Source organism: Mycobacterium sp. (genome assembly GCF_019247635.1).
GTDB lineage: Bacteria > Actinomycetota > Actinomycetes > Mycobacteriales > Mycobacteriaceae > Mycobacterium.
Genome location: NZ_JAFBAR010000115.1, coordinates 17692 through 41154, shown reverse-complemented (window position 1 = coordinate 41154; position 23463 = coordinate 17692). Strand labels below are relative to the sequence as shown.

The 23463-nt window shown below is 67.8% G+C and carries 25 protein-coding genes and 1 pseudogene; 16 read left to right on the top strand and 10 right to left on the bottom strand.

Annotation, left to right across the window (positions count from 1 at the left end):
• Nucleotides 1-33: 33 nt before the first annotated feature.
• Complete coding sequence (pcaA, locus tag JO236_RS19690; protein ID WP_293334348.1) at nt 34-897, bottom strand: cyclopropane mycolic acid synthase PcaA; 864 nt, start codon at nt 895-897, stop codon at nt 34-36.
• A gap of 180 nt (nt 898-1077) precedes the next feature.
• Nucleotides 1078-1767: a TetR/AcrR family transcriptional regulator gene (locus tag JO236_RS19685; RefSeq protein ID WP_416362295.1), complete on the bottom strand. Its 690-nt coding sequence runs from the start codon at nt 1765-1767 to the stop codon at nt 1078-1080.
• A 159-nt stretch (nt 1768-1926) separates the two neighbouring features.
• Between JO236_RS19685 and JO236_RS19680 the strand changes: the two genes are divergently transcribed.
• From JO236_RS19680 to deoC, 6 genes are all read left to right on the top strand, one after another.
• The gene (locus JO236_RS19680; RefSeq protein ID WP_293334342.1) at nt 1927-3273 is read left to right on the top strand and encodes a DUF445 domain-containing protein; all 1347 of its coding nucleotides are present in this window, start codon (nt 1927-1929) and stop codon (nt 3271-3273) included.
• A gap of 92 nt (nt 3274-3365) precedes the next feature.
• The gene (locus JO236_RS19675; protein ID WP_293334339.1) at nt 3366-3818 is read left to right on the top strand and encodes a helix-turn-helix domain-containing protein; all 453 of its coding nucleotides are present in this window, start codon (nt 3366-3368) and stop codon (nt 3816-3818) included.
• Nucleotides 3819-4270: 452 nt separating this feature from the next.
• On the top strand, nt 4271-4879 hold the full coding sequence (gene hbhA / locus JO236_RS19670; protein ID WP_293334336.1) for a heparin-binding hemagglutinin HbhA: 609 nt from the start codon (nt 4271-4273) through the stop codon (nt 4877-4879).
• A 125-nt stretch (nt 4880-5004) separates the two neighbouring features.
• The gene (locus JO236_RS19665) at nt 5005-5286 is read left to right on the top strand and encodes a DUF2516 family protein (protein WP_293334333.1); all 282 of its coding nucleotides are present in this window, start codon (nt 5005-5007) and stop codon (nt 5284-5286) included.
• Between the two features lie 3 nt (nt 5287-5289).
• On the top strand, nt 5290-5751 hold the full coding sequence (locus tag JO236_RS19660; protein ID WP_293334330.1) for a DUF2599 domain-containing protein: 462 nt from the start codon (nt 5290-5292) through the stop codon (nt 5749-5751).
• Nucleotides 5751-6443, top strand: a complete 693-nt coding sequence (gene deoC / locus JO236_RS19655) for a deoxyribose-phosphate aldolase (protein ID WP_293334327.1) — start codon at nt 5751-5753, stop codon at nt 6441-6443. Before JO236_RS19660 ends, deoC begins: the two co-directional genes overlap by 1 nt.
• A gap of 2 nt (nt 6444-6445) precedes the next feature.
• Here the strand turns inward: deoC and JO236_RS19650 are convergent, their stop codons facing one another.
• The 3 genes from JO236_RS19650 to JO236_RS19640 are packed head-to-tail and all read right to left on the bottom strand — an operon-like array spanning nt 6446 to nt 8886.
• Nucleotides 6446-7498: an LmeA family phospholipid-binding protein gene (locus JO236_RS19650; protein ID WP_293334324.1), complete on the bottom strand. Its 1053-nt coding sequence runs from the start codon at nt 7496-7498 to the stop codon at nt 6446-6448.
• A complete protein-coding gene (locus JO236_RS19645; RefSeq protein ID WP_293334322.1) occupies nt 7495-8331 on the bottom strand; it encodes a carbon-nitrogen hydrolase family protein in 837 nt (278 codons plus the stop codon). The genes JO236_RS19650 and JO236_RS19645 overlap by 4 nt, the downstream gene beginning before the upstream one ends.
• A gap of 30 nt (nt 8332-8361) precedes the next feature.
• Nucleotides 8362-8886, bottom strand: coding sequence for a DUF2505 domain-containing protein (locus JO236_RS19640; RefSeq protein ID WP_293334319.1), 525 nt, complete (start codon nt 8884-8886; stop codon nt 8362-8364).
• Between the two features lie 26 nt (nt 8887-8912).
• Here JO236_RS19640 and JO236_RS19635 point away from each other — a divergent pair, with 26 nt between their 5' ends.
• Complete coding sequence (locus JO236_RS19635; RefSeq protein WP_293334316.1) at nt 8913-9998, top strand: UDP-N-acetylmuramate dehydrogenase; 1086 nt, start codon at nt 8913-8915, stop codon at nt 9996-9998.
• Between the two features lie 52 nt (nt 9999-10050).
• Nucleotides 10051-11409, top strand: coding sequence for a L,D-transpeptidase (locus tag JO236_RS19630; protein ID WP_293334313.1), 1359 nt, complete (start codon nt 10051-10053; stop codon nt 11407-11409).
• Here the strand turns inward: JO236_RS19630 and JO236_RS19625 are convergent.
• Nucleotides 11387-12145, bottom strand: a complete 759-nt coding sequence (locus JO236_RS19625) for an SDR family oxidoreductase (RefSeq protein ID WP_293334310.1) — start codon at nt 12143-12145, stop codon at nt 11387-11389. The two genes, JO236_RS19630 and JO236_RS19625, sit on opposite strands and share 23 nt — an antisense overlap.
• 185 nt (nt 12146-12330) lie before the next feature.
• Here JO236_RS19625 and JO236_RS19620 point away from each other — a divergent pair, with 185 nt between their 5' ends.
• From JO236_RS19620 to regX, 7 genes and pseudogenes are all read left to right on the top strand, one after another.
• Entirely contained in the window at nt 12331-13629 is a 1299-nt protein-coding gene (locus tag JO236_RS19620; protein WP_293334307.1) for an ROK family transcriptional regulator, read from the top strand.
• Between the two features lie 45 nt (nt 13630-13674).
• On the top strand, nt 13675-15003 hold the full coding sequence (mshA, locus tag JO236_RS19615) for a D-inositol-3-phosphate glycosyltransferase (RefSeq protein WP_416362293.1): 1329 nt from the start codon (nt 13675-13677) through the stop codon (nt 15001-15003).
• A pseudogene (locus tag JO236_RS19610) lies at nt 15000-15546 on the top strand (YbjN domain-containing protein). Before mshA ends, JO236_RS19610 begins: the two are co-directional and overlap by 4 nt.
• Entirely contained in the window at nt 15543-15698 is a 156-nt protein-coding gene (locus JO236_RS19605; protein WP_293334304.1) for a hypothetical protein, read from the top strand. The pseudogene JO236_RS19610 and the gene JO236_RS19605 overlap by 4 nt, the downstream one beginning before the upstream one ends.
• Before the next feature lie 24 nt (nt 15699-15722).
• Nucleotides 15723-16484: a phosphoglyceromutase gene (locus JO236_RS19600; RefSeq protein ID WP_293334301.1), complete on the top strand. Its 762-nt coding sequence runs from the start codon at nt 15723-15725 to the stop codon at nt 16482-16484.
• A gap of 129 nt (nt 16485-16613) precedes the next feature.
• The gene (locus JO236_RS19595; protein WP_293334298.1) at nt 16614-17846 is read left to right on the top strand and encodes a sensor histidine kinase; all 1233 of its coding nucleotides are present in this window, start codon (nt 16614-16616) and stop codon (nt 17844-17846) included.
• A gap of 52 nt (nt 17847-17898) precedes the next feature.
• Complete coding sequence (regX, locus tag JO236_RS19590) at nt 17899-18582, top strand: two-component sensory transduction protein RegX (protein ID WP_293334295.1); 684 nt, start codon at nt 17899-17901, stop codon at nt 18580-18582.
• Nucleotides 18583-18621: 39 nt separating this feature from the next.
• On the opposite strand, the gene JO236_RS19585 is transcribed toward regX, so the two are convergent.
• The 3 genes from JO236_RS19585 to JO236_RS19575 are packed head-to-tail and all read right to left on the bottom strand — an operon-like array spanning nt 18622 to nt 21766.
• Nucleotides 18622-20472 (bottom strand): GMC family oxidoreductase N-terminal domain-containing protein, encoded by a 1851-nt coding sequence (locus JO236_RS19585; RefSeq protein ID WP_293334292.1) that lies wholly within the window; start codon nt 20470-20472, stop codon nt 18622-18624.
• Nucleotides 20469-20810: a hypothetical protein gene (locus tag JO236_RS19580; protein WP_293334289.1), complete on the bottom strand. Its 342-nt coding sequence runs from the start codon at nt 20808-20810 to the stop codon at nt 20469-20471. Before JO236_RS19580 ends, JO236_RS19585 begins: the two co-directional genes overlap by 4 nt.
• Complete coding sequence (locus JO236_RS19575; RefSeq protein ID WP_323802182.1) at nt 20807-21766, bottom strand: hypothetical protein; 960 nt, start codon at nt 21764-21766, stop codon at nt 20807-20809. Before JO236_RS19575 ends, JO236_RS19580 begins: the two co-directional genes overlap by 4 nt.
• Nucleotides 21767-21923: 157 nt before the next feature.
• On the opposite strand from JO236_RS19575, the gene JO236_RS19570 reads away from it, so the two are divergent.
• Nucleotides 21924-22676, top strand: coding sequence for a FadR/GntR family transcriptional regulator (locus tag JO236_RS19570; RefSeq protein ID WP_293334283.1), 753 nt, complete (start codon nt 21924-21926; stop codon nt 22674-22676).
• On the opposite strand, the gene JO236_RS19565 is transcribed toward JO236_RS19570, so the two are convergent.
• A complete protein-coding gene (locus JO236_RS19565; protein WP_293334280.1) occupies nt 22632-23441 on the bottom strand; it encodes a hypothetical protein in 810 nt (269 codons plus the stop codon). The genes JO236_RS19570 and JO236_RS19565 overlap by 45 nt on opposite strands.
• Nucleotides 23442-23463: the final 22 nt, after the last annotated feature.

Here is a 23463-nt window from a genome sequence, read left to right as displayed (position 1 = left end):
ACCATACGATCCCCCTGGTCAACCGGGCGCGTTTTACTTCTCCAGGGTGAACTGGTCGACGTCGGTGTAGCCCGCGCGGAACAGTTTCGCGCAGCCCGTCAGGTACTTCATGTAGCGGTCGTAGACCTTCTCCGACTGGATCGCGATGGCCTGCTCCCTGTTGGCCTCCAGGGCGGCCGCCCACGTGTCCAGCGTTCTCGCGTAGTGCAGCTGCAAAGACTGGATCCGCTTCAACTTGAAGCCCGCGTCGGCCGAGTGCTCTTCAACGGTCTGGACGGTGGGCAACCAGCCGCCGGGGAAGATTTCGGCCAGGATGAACTGGCTGAAGTGCACGACTTCGCGGGTTAGCGGGAGTCCCTTTGCCCTGGCCTCTTTGAAGGTCGGGCGGACGATGGTGTGCAGCAACATGACGCCGTCGCTGGGCAGCGCTTCATAGGCCATCTTGAAGAACCGCGGATAGCGCGGCCGGCCGAAGTGCTCGAATGCGCCGATCGATACGATGCGGTCCACCGGCTCGTGGAACTTCTCCCAGCCCTCCAGCAGCACCCGCCGGGAGCGGGGGGTGTCCATCTTGTCGAACATCTTCTGGACGTGCTCGGCCTGGTTCTCGGACAACGTCAGACCCACGACATTGACGTCATATTTCTCGATCGCGCGCCGCATCGTGGCGCCCCAGCCACAGCCGATGTCCAGCAGTGTCATCCCCGGCTCAAGGCCCAGCTTGGACAGCGCCAGGTCGACCTTGGCGATCTGCGCCTCCTCCAAAGTCATCGCGTCCCGCTCGAAGTACGCGCAGCTGTACGTCTGCGTGCGGTCGAGGAACAACCGGAAGAAGTCGTCGGATAGGTCGTAATGGGCCTGCACATTGCCAAAATGCGGCGTGAGCTGCGCGGACATACCGAATTGTGCCTTTCTGTGTCCCGAGGCGCGCCCCGTGCTGACCTCAGTGCACCCTGGACTACCCCCGATGCATCCCCTGCATGCTAGTCGGTGTCAGCGGGGGAAGTTACCCGTTGGGTCGGCGTAAGCGTCACAACCGGCTCGGAGGTGTCCGCACAAATGCCAGGTTGGCGACCGTTAGCCGGGCCCCCGGGGCGGCACGATGGGCGAGGGATGGGGCTCCTCGCGAAACTTCTGCAGCGAGCCGCCGACCTCGACGATCCCGCATAATGCGTTCCAACTCAGCATGGTCAGGTAGTCGATCAGCTCGTCTTTGGTCATTCGCGGGTCCGACATCCACGAGTGTGTGGCCAATTGCACGCCGCCGACGATCAAGTACGCCCACGGCTCGGCGCCGCCCGTGTCCATGCCGGCCTCCCGCATGCGGCGCCGCATCATCACCGCGAGCATCCGGGCGATGATGCGCTCGGAGTCGGCGATCACCTTACTTTTGCTGGCCGAGCTGTTGGCCATGACGAACCGATATGGTTCCGGTTCGGCGGCCACCGTCTCGACGTAGACGCCGATGATCTTGCGGGCCAGGTCGAAGCCGTCCAGGTTGGACGACAGCGCCGCGGCCATGTTGGGAATCAGCGTGGTCTGGGTGAAGCGCATCATCACGGCCGTGGTCAGATCGTTCTTGTCGACGAAGTAGCGGTATAGCACCGTCTTGGAGACTCCGATCTCCGCCGCGATCTCGTCCATGCTCAGAAAGCGACCGTGGTGGCGAATCGCGTCGAGAGTGCCGTCGACGAGCTCATTGCGCCGCTCCACCTTGTGCTGGTGCCAGCGTCGCTTGCGGCCATCCGTTCTCGCTGCCACGGCCAGGGTGTGCTCCGCCCGTTTTGTCGTTCGAGTAAGCCGATTTTCCGATGATTGGACGCATTGATACTACGGCGTGTCCGTGCCCAGGTGGCGGATCAGCGCCCGCCGCAGCGGTGGGTCCGCCGGTGGGGGATAGCCGGTTCCGCCGATGGGGGTGCGTTGATGGCGGATGATGATGTAGTGGCACACAGAGCCGATACACCGGGGGCCCCGACACAGGCGCGCGCATCACTAGCTGAGTCGTTCGCCGGTGCCGACCCGCAGGCGGACGCCGAGCGGCTGACCGGGCTGCGCCGGATGAAAGCGGTGGCACTGAGTTTCCTGCTGGGGGCCTCCGCGCTGTTCCTCGGGTGCCGATGGGTACAGGCGCACGGCGTCGCATCAATCTGGGTGGGTTACGTCGGCGCCGCCGCGGAAGCCGGGATGGTGGGGGCGTTGGCGGACTGGTTTGCCGTCACCGCGTTGTTCAAGCACCCGCTGGGCATACCGATCCCGCACACCGCGATCATCAAGCGGAAGAAGGACCAGCTGGGCGAGGGCCTGGGTACCTTTGTGCGGGAAAACTTCCTGTCGCAGCAGGTCGTGGCGACCAAGCTGCGCGACGCGCAGGTACCCAGCCGGCTGGGTAAGTGGCTGTCCGAGCCATCGCACGCCGCGCGGGTGGCCAGCGAGACCGCGACGGTGCTGCGGGTGCTGGTGGAAATGCTGCGCGACGAAGACGTCCAGCAGGTGATCGATCGAATGATCGTGCGCCGCATCGCCGAACCCCAATGGGGCCCGCCGGTGGGCCGGATGTTGGGCACGCTGCTCGCCGAAAACCGGCAGGAAGCCCTGATCCAGTTGCTGGCCGACCGCGCGTTCCAATGGTCGCTCAATGCCGGGGAGATCATCCAGCGGGTGGTCGAGCGGGACTCGCCGAGCTGGTCGCCGCGTTTCATCGATCATCTCGTCGGCGACCGTATCCATCGGGAGCTGATGGACTTCACCGACAAGGTGCGCCGCAACCCCGATCACGAACTGCGCCGCTCGGCGACCCGGTTCCTGTTCGAGTTCGCCGACGACCTGCAGCACGATCCGGTCACGATCGCTCGCGCCGACGCGGTGAAGGAGCAATTGATGGCGCGCGACGAGATAGCCAACGCCGCCGCGACGGCGTGGAAGACCCTGAAAAGGCTGGTGCTCGAGGGTGTGGACGACCCGTCCAGCACGCTGCGCAGCCGGATCGCAGACACGGTGGTTCGCGTCGGTGAATCCCTGCGCGACGACGCCGACCTGCGCGACAAGGTTGACAACTGGATGGTGCGCGCGGCGCAGCATCTGGTTTCGCAGTACGGGGTGGAGATCACCGCGATCATCACCGAGACGATCGAGCGGTGGGACGCCGAAGAGGCCAGCCGGCGCATAGAGCTGCACGTCGGCCGCGACCTGCAATTCATTAGGATCAATGGCACTGTGGTGGGCGCACTCGCGGGCCTGGTGATCTACGCCGTCGCGCAACTGCTGTTCTGAGCGGGTGCTAACAGGTGCTTGCAAAAGCAAGCACCTGTCCGTAAGCTGGGGCAAACAGCAGTATTCCAAGCATCCGGCCCGAGGAGCATGCAATGGCACCCGAGGAGAAGCTCTCCGAAAAGGTGTCCAGCGCGGCCTCCGACATCGGCGCTTTCATCAGGGCCCAGCGGGAGACGGCGCAGGTGTCGGTGCGACAGCTCGCCGAGCGCTCGGGTGTCAGCAATCCCTACCTGAGCCAGGTGGAGCGCGGATTGCGCAAACCATCCGCCGACGTCCTGGCCCAGATCGCCAAGGCGCTGCGAGTTTCCGCCGAAGTGCTCTACGTGCGGGCCGGAATTCTGGAGACCAGTGAGACCAGCGAAGTGCGCGACGCCCTCATCACCGACACGGCGATAACCGAGCGTCAGAAACAGGTTCTGCTGGATGTGTACGCATCATTCGTCCAGCAGAACGAATCCCAGAAAAACGAGACCCAGCAAAACGAATCCCAGCAAACCGAATTCACCAGAGAAGAGTGTCCGACTCAATCCGATGTCCACGGTTGAGCAGGTCGTGACACCGGGTAACAGGAGAAGAAGGGAGCCCCTCTAGCGGGTCGGTTGGCACTCATTCAGTCGATCCGAGGCATGACTTCCAGGTAAGGAGATATGCAGTGACCACACGTTCGATGACCGATCCCTACCGGATGCGGCCCGTGGGTTCTAGCTGCGCCTGACGCCTGTTCGAGCGCGATGCCGCGCCCGATCTCAAAGAACGCCGGTGAGCGTAAGCCAATGCCGGTGACAAATCCAACAAACCTGCCCATCAAGAACTCGATCCGAAAGTCGACCCGACGAATCAGGAGGTTCCCCGCAAGTCGCGTGCCACGTCAATCCGCGGGTCTTGACTCTCCTCTACGAGGAGCCGACGCTTGCCCTACCTTCCACACAGACACTCATATCGCCAAGGAATTGCGAAACGTCCATACCTGACAACGATTTACGAAAGGAAAAAAACCATGGCTGAAAATTCGAACATCGAGGACCTGCGCGCTCCGTTGCTCGCGGCGCTGGGTGCGGCCGACTTGGCCCTGGCCACCGTGAACGACCTCATCGCCAACTTGCGTGATCGCGCCGAGGAGACCCGCACCGACACCCGCAGCCGGGTGGAGGAGGGCCGTGCCCGCCTGACCAAGCTGCAGGAAGACCTGCCCGCTCAGGTGACCGAGTTGCGCGAGCGTTTCACCGCCGAGGAGTTGCGCGACGCGGCTAAGGGCTACCTGGACGCCGCTACCGCCCGCTACAACGAACTTGTCGAGCGGGGCGAGGCGGCCCTGGAGCGGCTGCGCAGCCAGCAGGGCTTCGACGATGTCTCGTCGCGTGCCGAGGGCTACGTCGACCAGGCCGTCGAGCTCACCCAGGAGGCGCTGGGCACGGTTGCATCGCAGACCCGCGCCGTCGGTGAGCGTGCCGCCAAGCTGGTCGGCATCGAGCTGCCGACCAAGACCGACAAGACGGCCAAGAAGGCTCAGAAGGCGGTGGCCAAGAAGGCCGCCCCGGCCAAGAAGGCCGTGCCGGCCAAGAAGGCGCCTGCCAAGAAGGCGGCTAAGAAGGTCACCCAGAAGTAGCACCGGCTAGACACGCGACTCCGGGTTGCCCTGCGGGGTGGCCCGGAGTCGTCGTTTCCGGGCTCACACGCGGGAAGAACCCAGCGAAGTCGACGTTTTGGCCGATGCCCGCTTACCCTTTAGGCGTGAGCCAGGTCGTGGGTATCGTCATGTTGGTCATCTGGATCGCCATCCTGGTGATGGCGGTGTACGCGTTCGTGCATGCGGCGATGCAGCGGCCCGACGCCTATACCGCCGCCGACAAGCTGACCAAGCCGGTGTGGCTGGTGATCCTGGGCGCCGCCGTGGCGCTGAATGCCGTTCGCGTTTTTGGCGTGCTCGGGATGGCGATCGCCGCCTGCGCGGCAGGCGTTTATCTGGTCGATGTTCGGCCCAAGCTCCTCGAAATTCAGGGCAAATCGCGCTAGCGGATGAAAGCTCTGGCGGCCGTGACGGCCGCGACGGCCGCGGCGTTCGTTGGGCTGCTCGGTGTGGCGCCGGCCTGGGCCGATCCCGCGGCCGCGGATCCTGGCGGTAACGGCTATTCGCCACCTTTCATCGATCACACCGAATGGGCGCAGGTCGGGGGCCTGGCCAGCCTGCGGGTATATCCGAGCCCGTCCGGACGCGGCGCCGCGCGCCAGCCCGGGAGCGCCGCCCTGCAGTCCGAGCAGGCCGACGAGGCCTGGGCTGAGGTCCTCGCACTGTCGCCCGACGCCGACACCGCCGGCATGCGCGCACAGTTCATCTGCCACTGGCAGTTCGCCGAGCTCGTGCAACCGGGAAAACCCAGCTGGAACCTGGAACCGTGGCGCCCGGTCGTCGACGACTCCGAGATGATCGCGTCCGGCTGCAATCCCGGCGGCTCAAGTAGCCCGGAAGGGCCGTTCTAGTGTCCAAGCGGTACGACCGTACCCAGGTGGCGGCGCTGATCGACCACACCCTGCTCAAACCCGAAGCCACCCGGGCCGATGTGGCGGCCGTGGTCGACGACGCGGCCGAGTTGGGCGTCTACGCGGTCTGCGTCTCGCCGTCGATGGTGTCCGCCGCGCTCGACGCCGGTAGCAACGCCGGTGCCGTGCGGATCGCGGCGGTGGCTGGCTTTCCCTCGGGCAAGCACCTGCCGTCGATCAAAGCGCAGGAGGCGGCCCAGGCCGTCGGGGCCGGTGCCGCCGAAATAGACATGGTCATCGACATAGGGGCCGCCCTGGCCGGAGATCTGCTCGCGGTGCGGACCGAGATCGAGGCGGTGCGCGCCGCCGTGCCCGAAGCAGTACTCAAGGTCATCGTGGAGTCCGCGGTCCTCCTGGCCCTCGCGGACCCCGGCACGGTGGTGAGCGTGTGCCGGGCCGCCGAAGACGCCGGCGCGGACTTCGTCAAGACCTCGACCGGATTTCACCCCGCCGGCGGGGCCACGGTGCGTGCCGTCGCACTGATGGCCGGTGCGGTGGGCGGGCGGCTCGGCGTCAAGGCCAGTGGCGGCATCCGCACCGCCGCCGACGCGGTGGCGATGCTCGACGCCGGCGCCACCCGGCTGGGTCTGTCCGGCACCCGGGCGGTGCTCGAGGGGCTGGGCGTTAGCTGACGTCAGAGGTCGGCGAAGCAGGGGTCCTGGTTCTGGCCGCCGCCGGTGCCGCCACCGGGGAGGTCAGCGTTGCGGGTGGCGAGGTGGACCCCCACGCCGCTGGTCGTCACCTCCGTGTTGTCCGCCTTGATGCCCAACGGCAGTTGCTTGGTCAGGTTGGAGATGTAGTCGTTCAGCGTCGTCTGCACGGTCTCCTTCGGGACCGAAAAGCCCAGCGTGTTGAACGTGATGATCTGCAGCTCCAGGTTGCCATCCGACGCGATCGCCGGCTTCAGCGTGAGGTCGTTCAGCATGCCCTTCAATTCGATCGTGCCGTCGGTGGGGTGAGTAATGACGCTGCTGGTGACGAAAGCCCCCAACACCGGGATGGCGTTCTGAATCCACTGCCTGATGCCATCCGACGACCAGGTGATGGTGGCATCCAGGGCGCCTACCGTGCCCTGGGACGTCGGGGTGTCCCTGAGCTGGACATTCTGCAGGGTGAATTGAAGCTTCGCGCCCTTGAACTCGCGGATCTGGTTGCCCGCCGTCTCGACGCTGATGTTGGTGAAGTGTTGGGTGGCCAGCTGGTACAGCAACAGGGGCGCCACCCCGAACCTGGCGGTGGCCTGGTCCTTGACCTCGCACGCCACCACCCGGGCGACCGTGTTCTCCGCGGCGTGCCGGGCGTACAGCTCGCCGCCGATCACTGCGGAGAAGAGCAGCGCGATCACGATGATTACCACCAACATGATCGACAGCGGATCGCGCAGGAAACGGCGCTTCTTTTTCGCCGGCGCCGGCTCTTCGTCCGGGGCCGCGGGCCGGCGACTCGGCAAAGCCGGCGGCGTGGGTGGCGGCGGGTGGCCGGGTTGCCGCGTGGCGGCGCCGGCCGCGGTCGGCGCGGAGATCTGTTCGGTCGCCTGCGGCAGCGCACCGGCCTCCGTGGGCGCATCTGCCGAGGGGCCACCTTGCGGCTCGCTGGAGCGCTGGGGGGGAGGGCTGAACGGATCGCGGCCGCCGGGACGAGCCCACGTCGAGGGCCCTTCATTCGGTGGTCCTTGTGGGTTCGTCACCCCCGCGATTCTGCCCTATCTTGCCGAGCAAAGTTTGACTGGTTCCGCAGGACGGCGATGCTTTCCCGGGCCTTTGCGACCTCGTCGACATCGATGTCGGCAACCACCAATTGTGGTTGTGCGCCAGCTGAGGTCACCACCTCGCCCAGCGGCGAGGCCAGCAGGCTGCCGCCCACGCCCCTCGGCGCTCCGGAACCGGAGTCCGGGCCGGTCAGCGCGCCGGGGTCGGCCTGGCCGGCCGCGGCGATGTAGGTCATCGAATCCAATGCCCGCGCGCGGGCGAGCAATGTCCACTGTTCGAGTTTGCCGGGACCGGAACCCCAGGACGCGCCTACGGCGATCACCTGGGCGCCGCGGCTGGCCAGCTCGGTGTAGAGGGCCGGAAACCGAACGTCGTAGCAAACGCTCAGACCGACCCGGACATCGTCGACCATGATCACCACCGGCTCGCGTCCGGGCGCGACCGTGCGCGATTCGGCGAACCCGAACGCGTCGTAGAGGTGGATCTTGTCGTAATGGGTGTCGGTGCCCGGCCCGACCGCGAGCAGCGTGTTGGTCACCCGCCCGTCATCGGCCGGGCTGAACATTCCGGCGAGAACCGTGACGCCAGCGTGCGCCGCGATTTGCCGAACGCCGTCAGCCCAGCGCGCATCGGGGCCGTTGACGGGCTCGGCGATCGGTGCCAGCGGGATACCGAATCGGCACATCGTCGCCTCCGGAAACACCACCAGTTTCGCGCCGGCCTCGGCGGCCCGCGTGGTGTAGTCGCGCACCACGCCCAGATTCGCCGTCGGATCGGTGCCACTGAGGATCTGCGCCAGGGCAACTCGCATGCAGCCAGCTTAGAAGGCGGCCCTGCGGGATCAGGCGTTGTCGGTAATCCATGAGGTGGTGAAGCGCTGTTCGGCCGCCACCAGTTCGGCCAGGTGCGAGCCGATGAACCGCTCCACCTTGCCGCCGATGATGGGAACGCGCACGTGAATGGTGACCCGGACCGTCAGGCGGGAACCGCCGCTATCCCCGATAGGGCACAGGGTGGCGGTGCCGGTCAGATTGACCGGGGCGTGCAGAATCACGCCGGTCACCGCGGCCGTCGCGACGCCATCGCTGACCGCGCTCCACGATTCTTCGCGCCGGATACACAGGTCCCCGCGGTGCAACTGGGTCACCACGGCCGGGAGGTTCCGGCTGAGCACCGTCTGCAGGGTCGTCACCTTGATGGTGTCGTCGACTCCGGATTCCCCGCCCACCTTCAGCGACTCCAGCGTCGCGATGTCGACTCCCGAGCCGGCCAACCTGGCCACCCAGTAATCCTCCTCGCGGAAAACCCGATGGACCTCTTCGACGCTGCCCTCGTAGTCGGCAGACATGTCGAATGAACGCGGCATAGCTAGCCACGCTACCGTTACGGGCCGTGGTCGGTTCGCGGTTTGCCGGTGCTCATGTCGCCGAGGCGGTGCCGCTGGCGCCGCTGACCACACTGCGGGTCGGACCGGTTGCGCGGCGCGTAATTACCTGCGCCAGGGCCGAACAGGTGGCCGCCACGCTGGGCCAGCTCGACGCCGCGGTCAGGAACGAGGGTGCCGCTCCGCCGTTGCTGTTTGCTGGCGGTTCCAACCTGGTGGTCGCCGAGACGTTGACCGACCTGACGGCCGTGCGGTTGGCGAATGACGGCGTCGTCATCGACGGCAACCTGCTGCGCGCAGAGGCGGGCGCGGTGTGGGACGACGTCGTGGTCAGCTCCGTTGAGCACGGCCTGGGCGGGCTGGAATGCCTGTCGGGCATCCCCGGATCGGCTGGAGCCACCCCGGTGCAGAACGTGGGGGCCTACGGCGCCGAGGTGGCCGACACCCTCACGCGGGTCCGGCTGCTGGACCGCCGCAGCGGCGAGATGGGCTGGGTACCCGCGGCCGAGTTGCGCTTCGGCTACCGCACCAGCCTGCTCAAAGAAGCCGACCCACTGGATCTGCCCGCCGTGGTCCTGGAAGTGGAGTTCGCGCTGAATGCCGACGGCCGCAGCGCGCCGCTGCGGTACGGCGAGCTGACGGCGGCGCTCGGTGTGGCCAGTGGCGAGCGCGCCGACCCGCGCCGGGTCCGCGAGGCCGTACTGGCCCTGCGTGCCCGCAAGGGCATGGTGCTGGACGCCGCCGACCACGACACCTGGAGCGTGGGGTCATTTTTCACCAACCCGGTCCTCGCCCCCGACGTCTACGAACGGTTGCTCAACCAGATCGAGGGGCCGGTGCCGCACTACCCCGCGCCGGACGGCGTCAAGCTCGCCGCTGGGTGGCTGGTCGAACGGGCGGGCTTCGGCAAGGGCTATCCGGGGCCCCAGGCCCGCTGCCGCTTGTCCACCAAGCACGCTCTTGCCCTGACCAACCGCGGCGGGGCCACCGCGGAGGACGTGATCGTGCTGGCCCGGACGATCCGCGACGGGGTTCGTGATGTGTTTGGTATCACACTGAAACCCGAACCTGTCCTGGTCGGGTGCGTACTGTAGCGGCTAAATTCGCGGCAACTCGTCCCTGGCGTGAGCCGTGGAGGCGGCTAGGATGCCTTCCCGCCCGGTATCTTTGACTGTTGTGAACCCATCCAGCGGCCCGCTAGGGCAGGGGCCGATCAACCGGCGCCTGGCCCTGACAGCTCTTGGGGTGGGTGTGTTCGCTCCGAATGTACTGGCCGCTTGCTCGCACAATCCGAGCACGCAGGCCGAGAAGAAACCACCGCCGGCGGCGTCGCTGAAGTTCCTGCCGGCCGACGCTGCGTCAGACGTGGTGCCGATCTCGCCCATCAGCGTCCAGATCTCGGAGGGCTGGCTGCAACGGGTGGTCTTGACGAACTCGGCGGGCAAGGTCGTCGCCGGGGTGTTCAATCAGGACCGCACGGTGTATACCACCACCGAGCCGTTGGGTTACGGCACGACCTACACGTGGAGTGGTTCGGCCGTGGGGCACGACGGAAAGTCCATTCCGGTCGCGGGCAAGTTCACCACCGTGACGCCCAAAAAGAAGATCGACGGTGGTTTCCAGCTGGCTGACGGGCAGACCGTCGGGGTGGCGGCGCCGATCATCATTCAGTTCGATGCGCCGATCAGTGACAAGGCGGCCGTCGAGCGGGCGGTGACCGTGACCACCAACCCGCCGGTGGAGGGCAGCTGGGCGTGGCTGCCGGACGAGCAGCAGGGCGCCCGCATGCACTACCGCCCCCGCGAGTACTACCCGGCGGGCGCCACGGTCAACGTGGACGCGAAGTTCTACGGGCTGCCGTTCGGTGACGGTGCCTACGGCCTGCAGGACATGTCCTTGAAGATTCAGATCGGTCGGCGGCAGGTGGTCAAGGCCGAGGTTTCATCACACCGCATCCAGGTGGTCACCGATGCCGGGGTCATCATGGATTTCCCGTGCAGCTATGGCGAGGCCGACAAGGCGCGCAACGTGACCCGCAATGGCATCCACGTGGTCACCGAGAAGTACGCCGACTTCTACATGTCCAACCCGGCCGCCGGTTACAGCAATGCGCACGAACGCTGGGCGGTGCGGATCTCCAACAACGGCGAGTTCATCCACGCCAACCCGGCCAGCGCCGGCGCGCAGGGCAACACCAACGTCACCAACGGCTGCATCAACCTGTCGACAGGAGACGCCCAGCAGTACTTCAGCACCGCGGTGTACGGCGACCCGGTCGAGGTGACCGGCAGTTCGATCCAGCTGTCTTACTCCGACGGCGACATCTGGGACTGGGCCGTCGATTGGGACACCTGGTTGTCGATGTCGGCGCTGCCGCCTCCGACGGCGCACCCGCCGTCGACGCAGATCCCGGTCACCGCGCCGGTCACGCCGTCGAACGCGCCCAGCCTGTCGGGCACACCGACAACGACGACCACGGCGACTAGCCCCGGTCCTGGTGGTTGAACCGGCGGCTGGCTGATGCCTGGTCGCGCGGCCGGATGATGATCTGGTCCAGGTTTACATGCGATGGCCGGGACGCCACGAACCCGATCACCTCTGCGACGTCGTCGGCGGTCAGCGGCGTCATCCCCGTGTAGACCGCGCCCGCACGGTCCCGGTCGCCGTCGAAGCGGACCAGGGAGAACTCGGTCTCAACCGCACCTGGCGCAATCTCGGTGAGCCGCACGGGTTTTCCCAACAATTCGCCGCGCAGCGTGCGGTGCAGCGCGCCCTGGCCATGCTTGGCCGACGTGTAGCCGGCACCGCCGTCGTACACCTCCATGGCGGCAATCGAGGTGACGGTGACGATCAGGCCGTCGCCGGAATCGATCAGCTTGGGCAGCAGCGCCCGGGTGACCCGCAGTGTGCCCAGCACGTTGGTCTCCCACATCCAGCGCCAGTGCTCGAGATCGGCGTCGGCGACGGATTCCAGTCCCCTGGCACCGCCGGCGTTGTTGACCAGGATGTCGACCCGGCTCAACCCGTCGGCCAGGGCGGTGACGTCCGCGTCGGCTGTGACATCGGCCACAACAGCGGTCCCGCCGATCTCGCTGGCGAGGGCGGTCAGCCGGTCCGCCCGGCGTGCCACCGCGACCACGTGAAAACCTTGGGCGGCAAGGGTTTTGGCGGTGGCCTCGCCGATTCCGGAACTGGCACCGGTTACGACGGCCACCCGCTGTTGGCCGGGTTCGTCTGTCATCGGGGATAACTCTAGTAAACGTGCTAAATTTTCCGGGTGTCCTTTTGCGCCCCGCTCAGCACGACGTCCGCGTGTCGTTTCGCGGACTGTGCGTGTTGTTGCCGCGCACTTTGCCGCGCCTGACCAAATACACGTCGGCAGGTGTGGCCAAAGACCGGCCATCGGAACTCGGATAAGGACACCCCGTGCGTAGTACTTCTCTTTCCCACCATTCCCTCAGCCGCAAGGCCCCGACACGTTCCCACCGCCAAGTCGTGCCGTCGTCACTGCATCTGTCTGACTCCGCGGCGGCCTCCGTCTTCCGCGCCGTGCGGTTGCGCGGTCCGGTCGGTCGCGACGTCATAGCCGAAGTCACATCGCTGAGCATCGCGACGGTGAACCGCCAAGTCATCGCGCTGCTCGACGCCGGTCTGCTGCGCGAGCGCGCCGATCTGGCGGTGTCCGGGGCGATCGGTCGGCCGCGCGTGCCGGTGGAGGTCAACCATGAACCGTTCGTGACGCTTGGCATCCACATCGGCGCGCGCACCACCAGCATCGTGGCCACCGACCTGTTCGGCCGCACCCTGGACACGGTCGAGACACCGACGCCGCTCAATCCGTCGGGGCCCGCGCTGGCGTCGCTGGCCGACAGCGCTTCCCGCTACCTGAGACGCTGGCACCGGCGCCGTCCACTGTGGGTCGGCGTCGCCACGGGTGGCGCCGTGAACAGTGGCACCGGCCACGTGGACCACCCGCGGCTGGGCTGGCGGCAGGCGCCCGTCGGACCGGTGCTGGCCGACGTGCTGGGCCTGCCGGTGTCGGTTGCCTCGCACGTGGACGCCATGGCCGGCGCCGAATTGCTGCTCGGCCTGCGGCGTTTCGCCCCCAGCTCGCCGACCAGCCTCTACGTGTACGCCCGCGAGACCGTGGGTTATGCGCTGGTAATCGGCGGTCAGGTGCACTGCCCGGCCAGTGGGCCGGGCACCATCGCCGGCTTGCCGGCCCAGTCCGAGCTGCTCGGCGGTACCGGTCAGCTGGAGTCCACCGTCAGCGACGAGGCGGTGCTGGCCGCTGCCCGCCGGCTGCGGATCATTCCGGGCATCAGCCCCGTGACCCGCAACGGCGGCTCGGCCACCGCCGTCACCGACCTACTGCGGATCGCGCGGTCCGGCAATCAGCAAGCGCAGGAACTACTCGTCGAGCGGGCCCGGGTGCTGGGTGAGGCCGTGGCGCTGCTGCGAGACATGCTCAACCCCGATGAGCTGGTGGTCGGCGGCCAGGCGTTCACCGAGTACCCGGAGGGCATGGAGCCCCTCAGGGACGCTTTCGCGGCGCGCTCGGTGCTGCCACCGCGCGATATCCGCGTCACCGTCTTCGGGAACCGGGTGCAGGAGGCCGGGGCGGGCACTGTGTCGCTGAGCGGTATCTACGCCGATCCGCTGCCGGCGATGCGGCGCTCGGGGGTGCTGAGTCCCCGGCTGCCGGCCGCGGAGCCATCCGCCTGACCCGGTTTGTATCGGGGCCGGACGCCGGTCCTGTAAAGATGAAGTGTGCGGTACGACAACTCGGCAGTGAATAGCCCGCGCCGGGTTGCGTTGTTGGCGGTGCACACTTCGCCGTTGGCCCAACCGGGCACCGGGGACGCCGGGGGCATGAACGTCTATGTTCTACAAAGCGCGCTGAACCTGGCGCGCCGGGGCATCGAGGTGGAGATCTTCACCAGGGCCACCGCCTCCGCCGACCCGCCGATCGTGCGGCCCGCGCCCGGTGTGCTGGTGCGCAACGTGGTGGCCGGGCCGTTCGAGGGGCTGGACAAATACGACCTGCCCACCCAGCTATGCGCGTTCGCGGCCGGGGTACTGCGCGCCGAGGCCGCCCACGAGCCGGGCTACTACGACATCGTGCACTCGCACTACTGGTTGTCCGGTCAGGTCGGCTGGCTGGCGCGCGACCGTTGGTCGGTGCCGTTAGTACACACCGCCCACACGCTGGCCGCAGTGAAGAACGCGGCGCTGGCCGACGGTGACGCGCCCGAACCGCCGCTGCGCACGGTCGGCGAGCAGCAGGTGGTCGACGAGGCGGATCGACTCATCGTCAACACCGATGATGAAGCGCAACAATTGATTTCGATTTATCGCGGCGACCCGGCCAAAATCGACGTGGTGCATCCCGGCGTCGATCTGAACGTCTTCTGCCCGGGTGACCGCCGCGCGGCCCGAGCGGCGCTGGGCCTGCCGCCCTGCGAGCAGCTGATTGCCTTCGTCGGACGCATCCAGCCGCTCAAGGCGCCCGACATCGTGCTGCGTGCCGCGGCGAAGCTGCCAGGGGTGCACGTCGTCGTGGCCGGTGGACCGTCGGGCAGTGGCCTGGCCGCGCCGGGCGGACTGGTTCGCCTGGCCGACGAACTCGGCATCGCCGAACGGGTGACCTTTCTGCCGCCGCAGTCGCGGCCGGACCTGGCCACCCTGTACCAGGCCGCCGACCTCGTTGCCGTGCCGAGCTATTCGGAGTCGTTCGGGTTGGTCGCCGTCGAAGCACAGGCCTGCGGCACGCCGGTGGTGGCCGCCGCCGTCGGCGGGCTGCCGGTGGCGGTACGCGACGGGATCACCGGCACGTTGGTGGCCGGGCACGACGTCGGCCAGTGGGCCGATGCGATCGACGATCTGTTGCGGATGGATGCCCCACGTGCCGATTGGCTGAGTCGGGCGGCGGCAGCGCACGCGGCCACGTTCTCCTGGGAGAACACCACCGACGCGCTGCTGGCCAGCTACCGGCGCGCGATCGGCGACTTCACCGCCGAGCGGCAGCGCCGGGCGCGCGACCGGGTGGCGGCCCGCAAGCCGCGGCGCTGGGCGCCGCGCCGCGGGGTGGGCGCGTGACGTCCGAGGTCCACCGGGTGATCGAGGAGGCGCTCGACGCCAGTGGGCTGACGTACTCGAAACATGCTGGCGCACATGGCGGTCCGGCGGGCCTGGTGGTGGAGCTGCCAGGCGAGCGCAAGCTCAAGACCAACACCATCCTGAGCATCGGCGAGCATTCGGTGCGCGTCGAGGCGTTCGTCTGCCGGCAACCCGATGAGAACCACGAGGGTGTCTATCGGTTCCTGCTGAAACGCAACCGCCGGCTGTATGGGGTGTCCTACACGCTGGACAACGTCGGCGACATCTATCTGGTCGGTCGGATGTCACTGGGCTCGGTCGACGCCGACGAAATCGACCGCGTGCTCGGACAGGTGCTCGAAGCGGTGGATTCGGACTTTAATACGTTGCTGGAGTTGGGTTTTCGGTCGTCGATCCAAAAGGAGTGGGACTGGCGGGTTTCGCGCGGCGAATCCCTGAAGAACCTCGAGGCGTTCGCCCATCTCATCGAGGACGACGACGATGCAGAGCGCGCAGCGCGATGAGGAGGAGTCGGCCACTTGATCGAGACGACGACGATGCAGAGCGCGCAGCGCGATGAGGACCGCGAGCGTATCGCAGCTGCGATTCGCCAGCTGGGAATTCGCAGTGGCGGTACGCTCGCGGCCGGGTCGGCAATCCGGAGCGGCAGTGACGTCACGCTCGACGCCGAGTAGGCCGTGCGTGAGAGACTGGCCGGCATGGGAGAAACTGCCACGCTCGTGTTGCTGCGTCACGGCGAGAGCGAGTGGAATGCCCTCAACCTCTTCACCGGCTGGGTGGACGTCGGACTGACCGAGAAGGGCCGGGCCGAGGCGGTGCGCGGTGGCGAACTGCTGATCGAGCACGACCTGCAGCCCGACGTGCTCTACACGTCGCTGCTGCGCCGCGCGATCACCACCGCGCACCTGGCTTTGGACGCCGCCGACCGGCTGTGGATCCCGGTGCGGCGCAGCTGGCGGCTCAACGAGCGTCACTACGGCGCGCTGCAGGGCCTGGACAAGGCCGAGACCAAGGCACGCTACGGCGACGAGCAATTCATGGCTTGGCGGCGCAGCTACGACACGCCGCCGCCGCCGATCGAGCAGGGCAGCGAGTTCAGCCAGGACGCCGACTTGCGCTACGCGAACATCGGTGGTGGTCCGCTGACCGAATGCCTGTCCGACGTGGTGGCCCGATTCCTGCCCTATTTCACCGACGTCATCGTGCCCGACCTGCGCACCGCCAAAACGGTGTTGATCGTTGCGCACGGCAACTCGTTACGCGCCCTGGTCAAACACCTGGATCAGATGTCCGACGACGAGATCGTCGGACTGAACATCCCGACCGGCATTCCGCTGCGTTACGACCTGGATTCCGAGCTGCGACCGCTGGTCTCCGGCGGCACTTATCTAGACCCGCAGGCCGCGGCCGCGGGCGCCGCCGCGGTAGCCAGCCAAGGGGCCGGTCGAGGGGTTGGTTGACCCGTGCTAGCCCAGCAAGCCAACGGCGCGTGAACGGCAGCCGAACACATGTTGCGCAGGATGTGACTTGTCCGATTTTAGCCGCGCTCCGCTAGGGCAGCGTTCAGGAAGATTTGTAGGATTTTCAACGTGACCGTGTATTCGGCACTGGTAATGACCGGGGTTTTATCCGCGCTGGCGTTGGCTGTAGGGATTGCGGCCGGTGCCCGGCTGTTGCCACGGGTCGTCGAGCGCCGTCAGCGCGTGGCCACCGAGTGGGCGGGGATCACCGTATCGCAGATGTTGCAGCGCATCGTGGCATTGATGCCGTTGGGCGCCGCGGTGGTGGATACGCATCGCGACGTCGTCTACCTAAACGACCGCGCCCAGGAACTGGGCCTGGTGCGCGACCGGCAGCTCGACGACCAGGCCTGGCGCGCCGCGCAGCAGGCGCTGAGCGGTGAGGATGTCGAGTTCGACCTGTCACCGGGCAAGCGGCCCGCGGGCAGGTCCGGGCTTTCGGTGCACGGGCACGCCCGGTTGCTGAGCGAAGAGGACCGCCGGTTTGCCGTGGTCTTCGTGCACGACCAGTCGGACTACGCGCGCATGGAAGCGGCCAGGCGCGACTTCGTGGCCAATGTCAGCCACGAGCTCAAGACACCGGTCGGCGCCATGGCCCTGCTCGCCGAGGCGTTGCTGGCGTCGGCCGACGACTCCGAAACCGTGCGGCGGTTCGCCGAGAAGGTGCTCATCGAGGCCAACCGGCTGGGTGACATGGTCGCGGAGTTGATCGAATTGTCCCGGCTGCAGGGCGCGGAACGGCTGCCAAACGTTACCGATGTCGACGTGGATACCATTGTGTCCGAGGCGATTTCGCGCCACAAAGTGGCGGCCGACAATGCCGAAATCCAGGTGCGCACCGACGCGCCGAGCAAGCTGCGGGTACTCGGCGACCAGACCCTATTGGTAACGGCGCTGGCCAACCTGGTGTCCAACGCGATCGCCTACTCGCCGCGGGGGTCGCTGGTCTCGATCAGCCGCCGGCGCCGGGGCGACAACGTCGAGATAGCCGTGACGGACCGGGGCATCGGGATCGCCCTGGAAGACCAGGAGCGGGTGTTCGAGCGGTTCTTCCGAGGCGACAAGGCGCGCTCGCGGGCCACCGGCGGCAGCGGGCTGGGGCTGGCCATCGTCAAACACGTCGCGGCTAACCACAACGGCAGCATCGGCGTGTGGAGCAAGCCGGGCACCGGGTCGACGTTCACCCTGTCCATTCCGGCGTCCGCGGCGACGGGCTTCGACGACGGCACGCAAACTGAACTTCCGCGGGGCCGCGACGTGCGGCCCACCAGATCGCAACGAGAGGAAGAGCTAAGTCGATGACCCGTGCAGAGCACGACGATGCAGAGCGCGGCGATGAGGAGGAGTGGCGCCAATGACGAGTGTGCTGATCGTGGAGGACGAGGAATCGCTGGCCGATCCGCTGGCCTTCCTGCTGCGCAAGGAAGGCTTTGAGGCGACGGTGGTGACCGATGGTCCGTCGGCGCTTGCCGAGTTCGAGCGGGCCGGTGCCGACATCGTGCTGCTGGACCTGATGCTGCCCGGGATGTCTGGCACCGACGTGTGCAAGCAGCTGCGTGCCCGGTCCAGCGTCCCGGTGATCATGGTGACCGCACGCGACAGCGAGATCGACAAGGTGGTCGGCCTGGAGTTGGGCGCCGACGACTACGTCACCAAGCCGTATTCGGCGCGGGAGTTGATCGCCCGGATCCGGGCGGTGCTGCGCCGCGGCGGCGACGACGACTCCGAAATCAGCGATGGGGTGCTGGAGTCCGGGCCCGTCCGGATGGATGTCGAGCGGCACGTCGTCTCCGTCAACGGCGACACAATCACATTGCCGCTCAAGGAATTTGACCTGCTCGAGTACCTGATGCGCAACAGCGGACGGGTGCTGACCCGCGGACAGCTGATCGATCGGGTCTGGGGCGCCGACTACGTTGGCGACACCAAAACCCTCGACGTTCACGTCAAGCGCCTGCGCTCCAAGATCGAGGCCGATCCCGCCAACCCGGTGCACCTGGTGACGGTGCGCGGGCTGGGCTACAAGTTGGAGGGTTAACCGCAAGCGTGGCCTGGGCCGTTCAGGTGACGATGGCTCCTACGGGGAACGGGTTATTTCAGCTGCTATGCCCAACGCCAGGGCCATGATCGAGAGCTGCGGGTTCACCTCCGGGCAGCTGGGCAGGATCGACGCGTCGGCAACCCACACGCCGTCGACGCCGCGCAGCCGGCCGGTTGGATCGACGGGGCAGCGCTGCTCGTCGGCGCCGGCGGCCGCCGTGCCCGTCGGATGGAAGGCGGCCAGGTGCAGGCTGCGCGGGTTGCACCGGCCCAGCTGCTCGCGCAGTGCGGGCAACGACGTCACGGTCCCCGCGCCGGGCAGACCGGTCAGCACCTCGACCGCACCGGCGGCGAACAGCAGCCGGCCCATCGCCTCGATCGCGACCACCAACTTGGCGATGTCGGCCCGGTCGATGTCGTAGCGCACCAGCGCCTCACCGCGCACCGGCAGCACCGAGCCGACCCCACGGTCGGCCACCATCGCCCCGAATGTCGCCACCTGAGGGGCGCGTTCGAGCCAGCCGAGCAGCTCGGCGCCGTAGCCGGGGAACACCATCGAGCCCATGCCCGGGGGCGTGGAGGTCGCTTCGATCAGCACGCCGTCCGACTCGTGAAACTCGTGCACGGCGGCGCTTTGCAGCACGCCTTCCCAAGCGACGACGTCCTGGTCGAAGCGGCCGGCAAGAATAGTCGCCGGATGCAGCGCGAGGTTACGGCCCAGCCGCGGATGGGCGCCAAGGCCGCTGCGCCGCAACAACATTGGCGTCTCGGTGGCCCCCGCCGCGATCACGATCGTGTCGGCGAGCACGTCCAGCGCCGTGCCGTCGGGCCGGCGGGCCCGCACGCCCCGGGCGCGCCCATGCCGGTGCAGCACCCGTTCGACGCGGGCATCGGCGACGATGTGCGCTCCGGCCGCGCAGGCCTGGGGCAGTGCGTTGAGGTGTACGCCGAATTTGGCGTTGCGCGGGCAGCCGATCGCGCACTGGCAACAGCCTCCGCAACCCGGCGCGTTGCGCGGAATCGGCGCCGCCCGCCAGCCCAGCTCGGCGGCTGCGTCGAGCAGCAGACGCCCATTGCGGCCCATGATGTCCAGCGCCACCGGCGCCACCCGCAGCGTGCGCTCGACATCGTCGAGGTGCTCGGTCAGCCGGGCGGGATCCGCGATGCCCAAACCGAATTCGTCGCGCCAGCGTTGTTGTACGGCCAGCGGCGGCCGATAGCAGGTGCCGGAGTTGACGACGGTGGTGCCGCCGACCGCTCGGCCGATGGGCAGCACCACCGACGGCCGCCCCAGCGCGACGGTGGTCCCGGCGCCGCGATACAGGCCGGCGTAGCGGTCCAGCGGGTGGGTGGTGCGGAACTCCTCGACCGTCCAGCGTCGTCCCTCCTCGAGCACGACGGTGTCCAGGCCGGCCCGCGCCAGGGTGCGGGCCACCATCGCACCGCCCGCGCCCGACCCGACGACCACCGCGTCGGCCGTGACGACGGACGGGCTGTGCATCGACGAGGTGATCCGCAACGCCGCGTCGGGCCGCGCCACGTCGTGCTGCTGGGCACGCGAAAGCAGTTCCGGCGCATAGGTTTCGGCGCCGTTGGCCAGCAGCACTATCACCTTCATGGTCTCCACGGCCGCCGCGGCGTCGGGATTGAGCGCGGCGACGCGTCGCAGCACCCGGTCGCGCTGGCCGGGGTCGAGGCGCGTTAGCGAGCGCCCGGTGGTGAGGTAGCTCGCCGCGGCCAGGGACAGCAGCCCGGCCCGCAGCGCCAACCGCGTCGTCGAGGGCATTCGCGTGACAAATCGGTCGACGCGGTCGACGAGCTGGGCCGGCGTCGGGCCGCCGTGCTCCTCAGGTAATAGCGCGGCGCCGAACGAGGCCAGTAGGCTCATGCCCGGCTTCCGAGGCCGCGGCCCAGCTTGCGGCCGAATTTGAGGAAAAAGGGATAGGTGGCGAAGATGCCGGCCGCCGCGGCGTGCAGTGGCCAGTTCGCCTGTTCGGTCTGCACTCTGAAAACCCCGCTGTTCCACATGAAGTCGCGGCCGTTGCGGGAGCGGAACGGGCGCCACAGCAGCCCGAGGCCGGGCACGTTGTTGTACAGCCCGAACGAACCACCGAAGAACACGCCCAGGGTGGCGGCCTCGGCGGTATCCCGTTGTTCGGCGGGCAGGCTGCGCTCGATCAGCAGTCCGGCGACGAACAGCAGCGGTGGGTCCAGGAGAAAGCTCATGCGGGCGTCCTTTCGTTGACGGCGGGTGCCTGGGTTCCGCGCAGGCCGACTTCGGCATGACCGGCGCCCAGCACCGACCACTGTCGGTCATCGACCTCGACGTGGATGTCGGCCTGCTCGGTGTTGGTGCAGACCGCTCTGCCGCCGTCGGGGTCGATGTACTGCAGGCTCACGCACCGCTGAGGCGGCTGGTCCACCCGGATGAGTACGTCGCGGCCGCCGACGCGGCCCTCCAGCTGCCAGTGCCGCAGACCCAAGGTCGTACGGATCCGCAGTGACGGCAAAATGCTTGTGGGCCAATCCTTTCCATCGATCCGGAAACGAATGAAGGCCAGCGGCGCCAGTCGGCGGAGTCCGGGCTTGTGGGACACCGCGGTGACCGCTTCCACGACGTTGCCGTCGCCGAGATCGGCGTGGATCCACCCCCAGCGCTTGGCGTTGCCGTGGCCGTAGATGTGGGCGATGTTCCCGCGCCAGCCCTCGACGCGGTGGGTGGCATTGTCGATCCTCAGCGATCCGGTGAAGGCGGCGGTGGGGGCGAGCACCACCTGGGCGCCGGGCAGCAACTCGCGTTCCCACGCGACGCGCGGAAACGTCCACAGCGGGGCGGAGGTGTCTGTCCAGGACAGCTCCCAAGCCAGCGACCCGGCGCGCCCCGTCAGCTGTTGGTGGCGCACGTGGACGCCGGCGGCGTCAAACCAGGCCGTGCCGTCGGCAGCCTGCGTGGGCTGGACGGGTTGCGGGCCGAACCGCTCGGTGCGCGGCGGTCCTTCGGCGGGAAACCACGTCGTCCAGCCGTGGGCGTAGGCCGGGCCCCGGCTCGGCGCCACCGTCTCGCAGTGGATCCACAGCCCGGCGCGGGTCACCGGATCCGACAGGGTGGCGTACCAGACTTCCAGCCGCCCGGCCTTGCCCCGCCAGCGCGGGGCCGCGGCCGAGCGCATTTCGTCGTCCACTTCGTGTTCCTCCCCGCTCGAGCCTGCGCTCATGGCGTCGAGCCTGCGTAGAGGGCGCCAAATCGCGCCGTTTTTCGCCCTGCGCGCAGGGTCGACGCCCGATACGCCGTGCCGTGGAGCCGCGTAGGCCATCCCGTCCACTATATTGGTTGAGCCAATGAACCAGTCAAGTGCGATCGAGCCGCCCGAGCGTCACCGGGTGGACGAACAGATCGCCGCCTCGATTGCCGACGCGATCCTCGACGGCGCGTTTCCGCCGGGCTCGACGCTGCCGCCCGAGCGGGAGCTGGCCGGGCAGCTCGGCGTCAACCGCACCTCGTTGCGGCAGGGTTTGGCCCGGCTGCAGCAAATGGGCCTGATCGAGGCCCGGCACGGCAGCGGCAACGTGGTCCGCGACCCCGAGGGCCTCACCCATCCCGCGGTGGTCGAGGCGCTGGTCCGCAAACTTGGCCCGGAATTCCTGGTCGAGTTGCTGGAGATCCGCGCGGCGCTGGGCCCGCTGATCGGGGGACTGGCGGCCGACCGGCACACGCCCGCGGATGCCGAAGCGCTAAATGCCGCGCTGGCGGCGGTGCGGCGGGCGGACTCATCCGCGGCGCGCCAAGCTGCCGACCTCGTCTACTTCCGGGTGCTCATCCACAGCACCCGCAACCGCGCCCTGGGATTGCTGTATCGCTGGGTCGAGCACGCCTTCGGCGGTCGCGAGCACGAGCTCACCGGCGCCTACGACGACGCGGATGCGGTGCTGGCGGACCTGCGGTCGATCACCGAGGCCGTACTGGCGCGCGACGCGGTAGCGGCCGCCACGGCCGTCGAGGCCTATCTGCGGGCCAGCGCGCTGCGGATGGTTCTTTCCTACGAACGGTTACTTGGCGGCCCTGGTCGCGGGGTGAACCGCGACGAGCCCTAATCGACTGCGGCGCTTGCACATTGCCGCCAGCTCACCGTAGGCCTTCTCGCCCAGCAGCTCGCTCAGTTCGTCGGCGAGGCTCTCCCAGACCTGCTTGGCGCCGGTGTGGGCGGCCGGGTCGCCGGTGCAGTACCAGTGCAGGTCGGCGCCACCAGAACCCCAGCCGCGGCGATCGTATTCGGTGAGGGTGGTCTTGAGGATCTCGGAGCCGTCGGGGCGCGTGACCCATTCCTGGCTGCGCCGGATGGGCAGCTGCCAGCACACGTCGGGCTTCATCGTCAGCGGCGGCACACCCAGCTTGAGGGCTTTGCTGTGCAGCGCGCAGCCGGCGCCCGCGGCGAACCCGGGCCGGTTCAAGAAGATGCACGCGTCCTTGTGCTTGCGGGTGCGGTACTGGGGTTGGCCGTCGTATTCATCGAGCTCCAGATAACCCTTGCGGCCCAGGCCTTTTTCGCGGAACTGCCAGTCCTTGTCGGTGAGCTTTTGCACCGAGTCGTCGAGCCGGGCCCGGTCGTCGTCGTCAGACAGGAATGCGCCGTGCGAGCAACAACCGTCGTCCGGCCGGCCGGCCACGGTGCCCTGGCAGGCCGGTGTGCCGAAGACGCACGTCCACCGCGACAACAACCAGGTCAGGTCGGCTGCGATCAGGTGTTCGGGATTGTCCGGGTCGTAGAACTCCACCCACTCGCGGGCGAAATCCAATTCGACTTCTCTTCCTGGTTGTTCGCCAGGCTGTTGCGCCGCCTCGGGGCGCGAATTTGCCACGAAAACAACGTTAAACCACGCA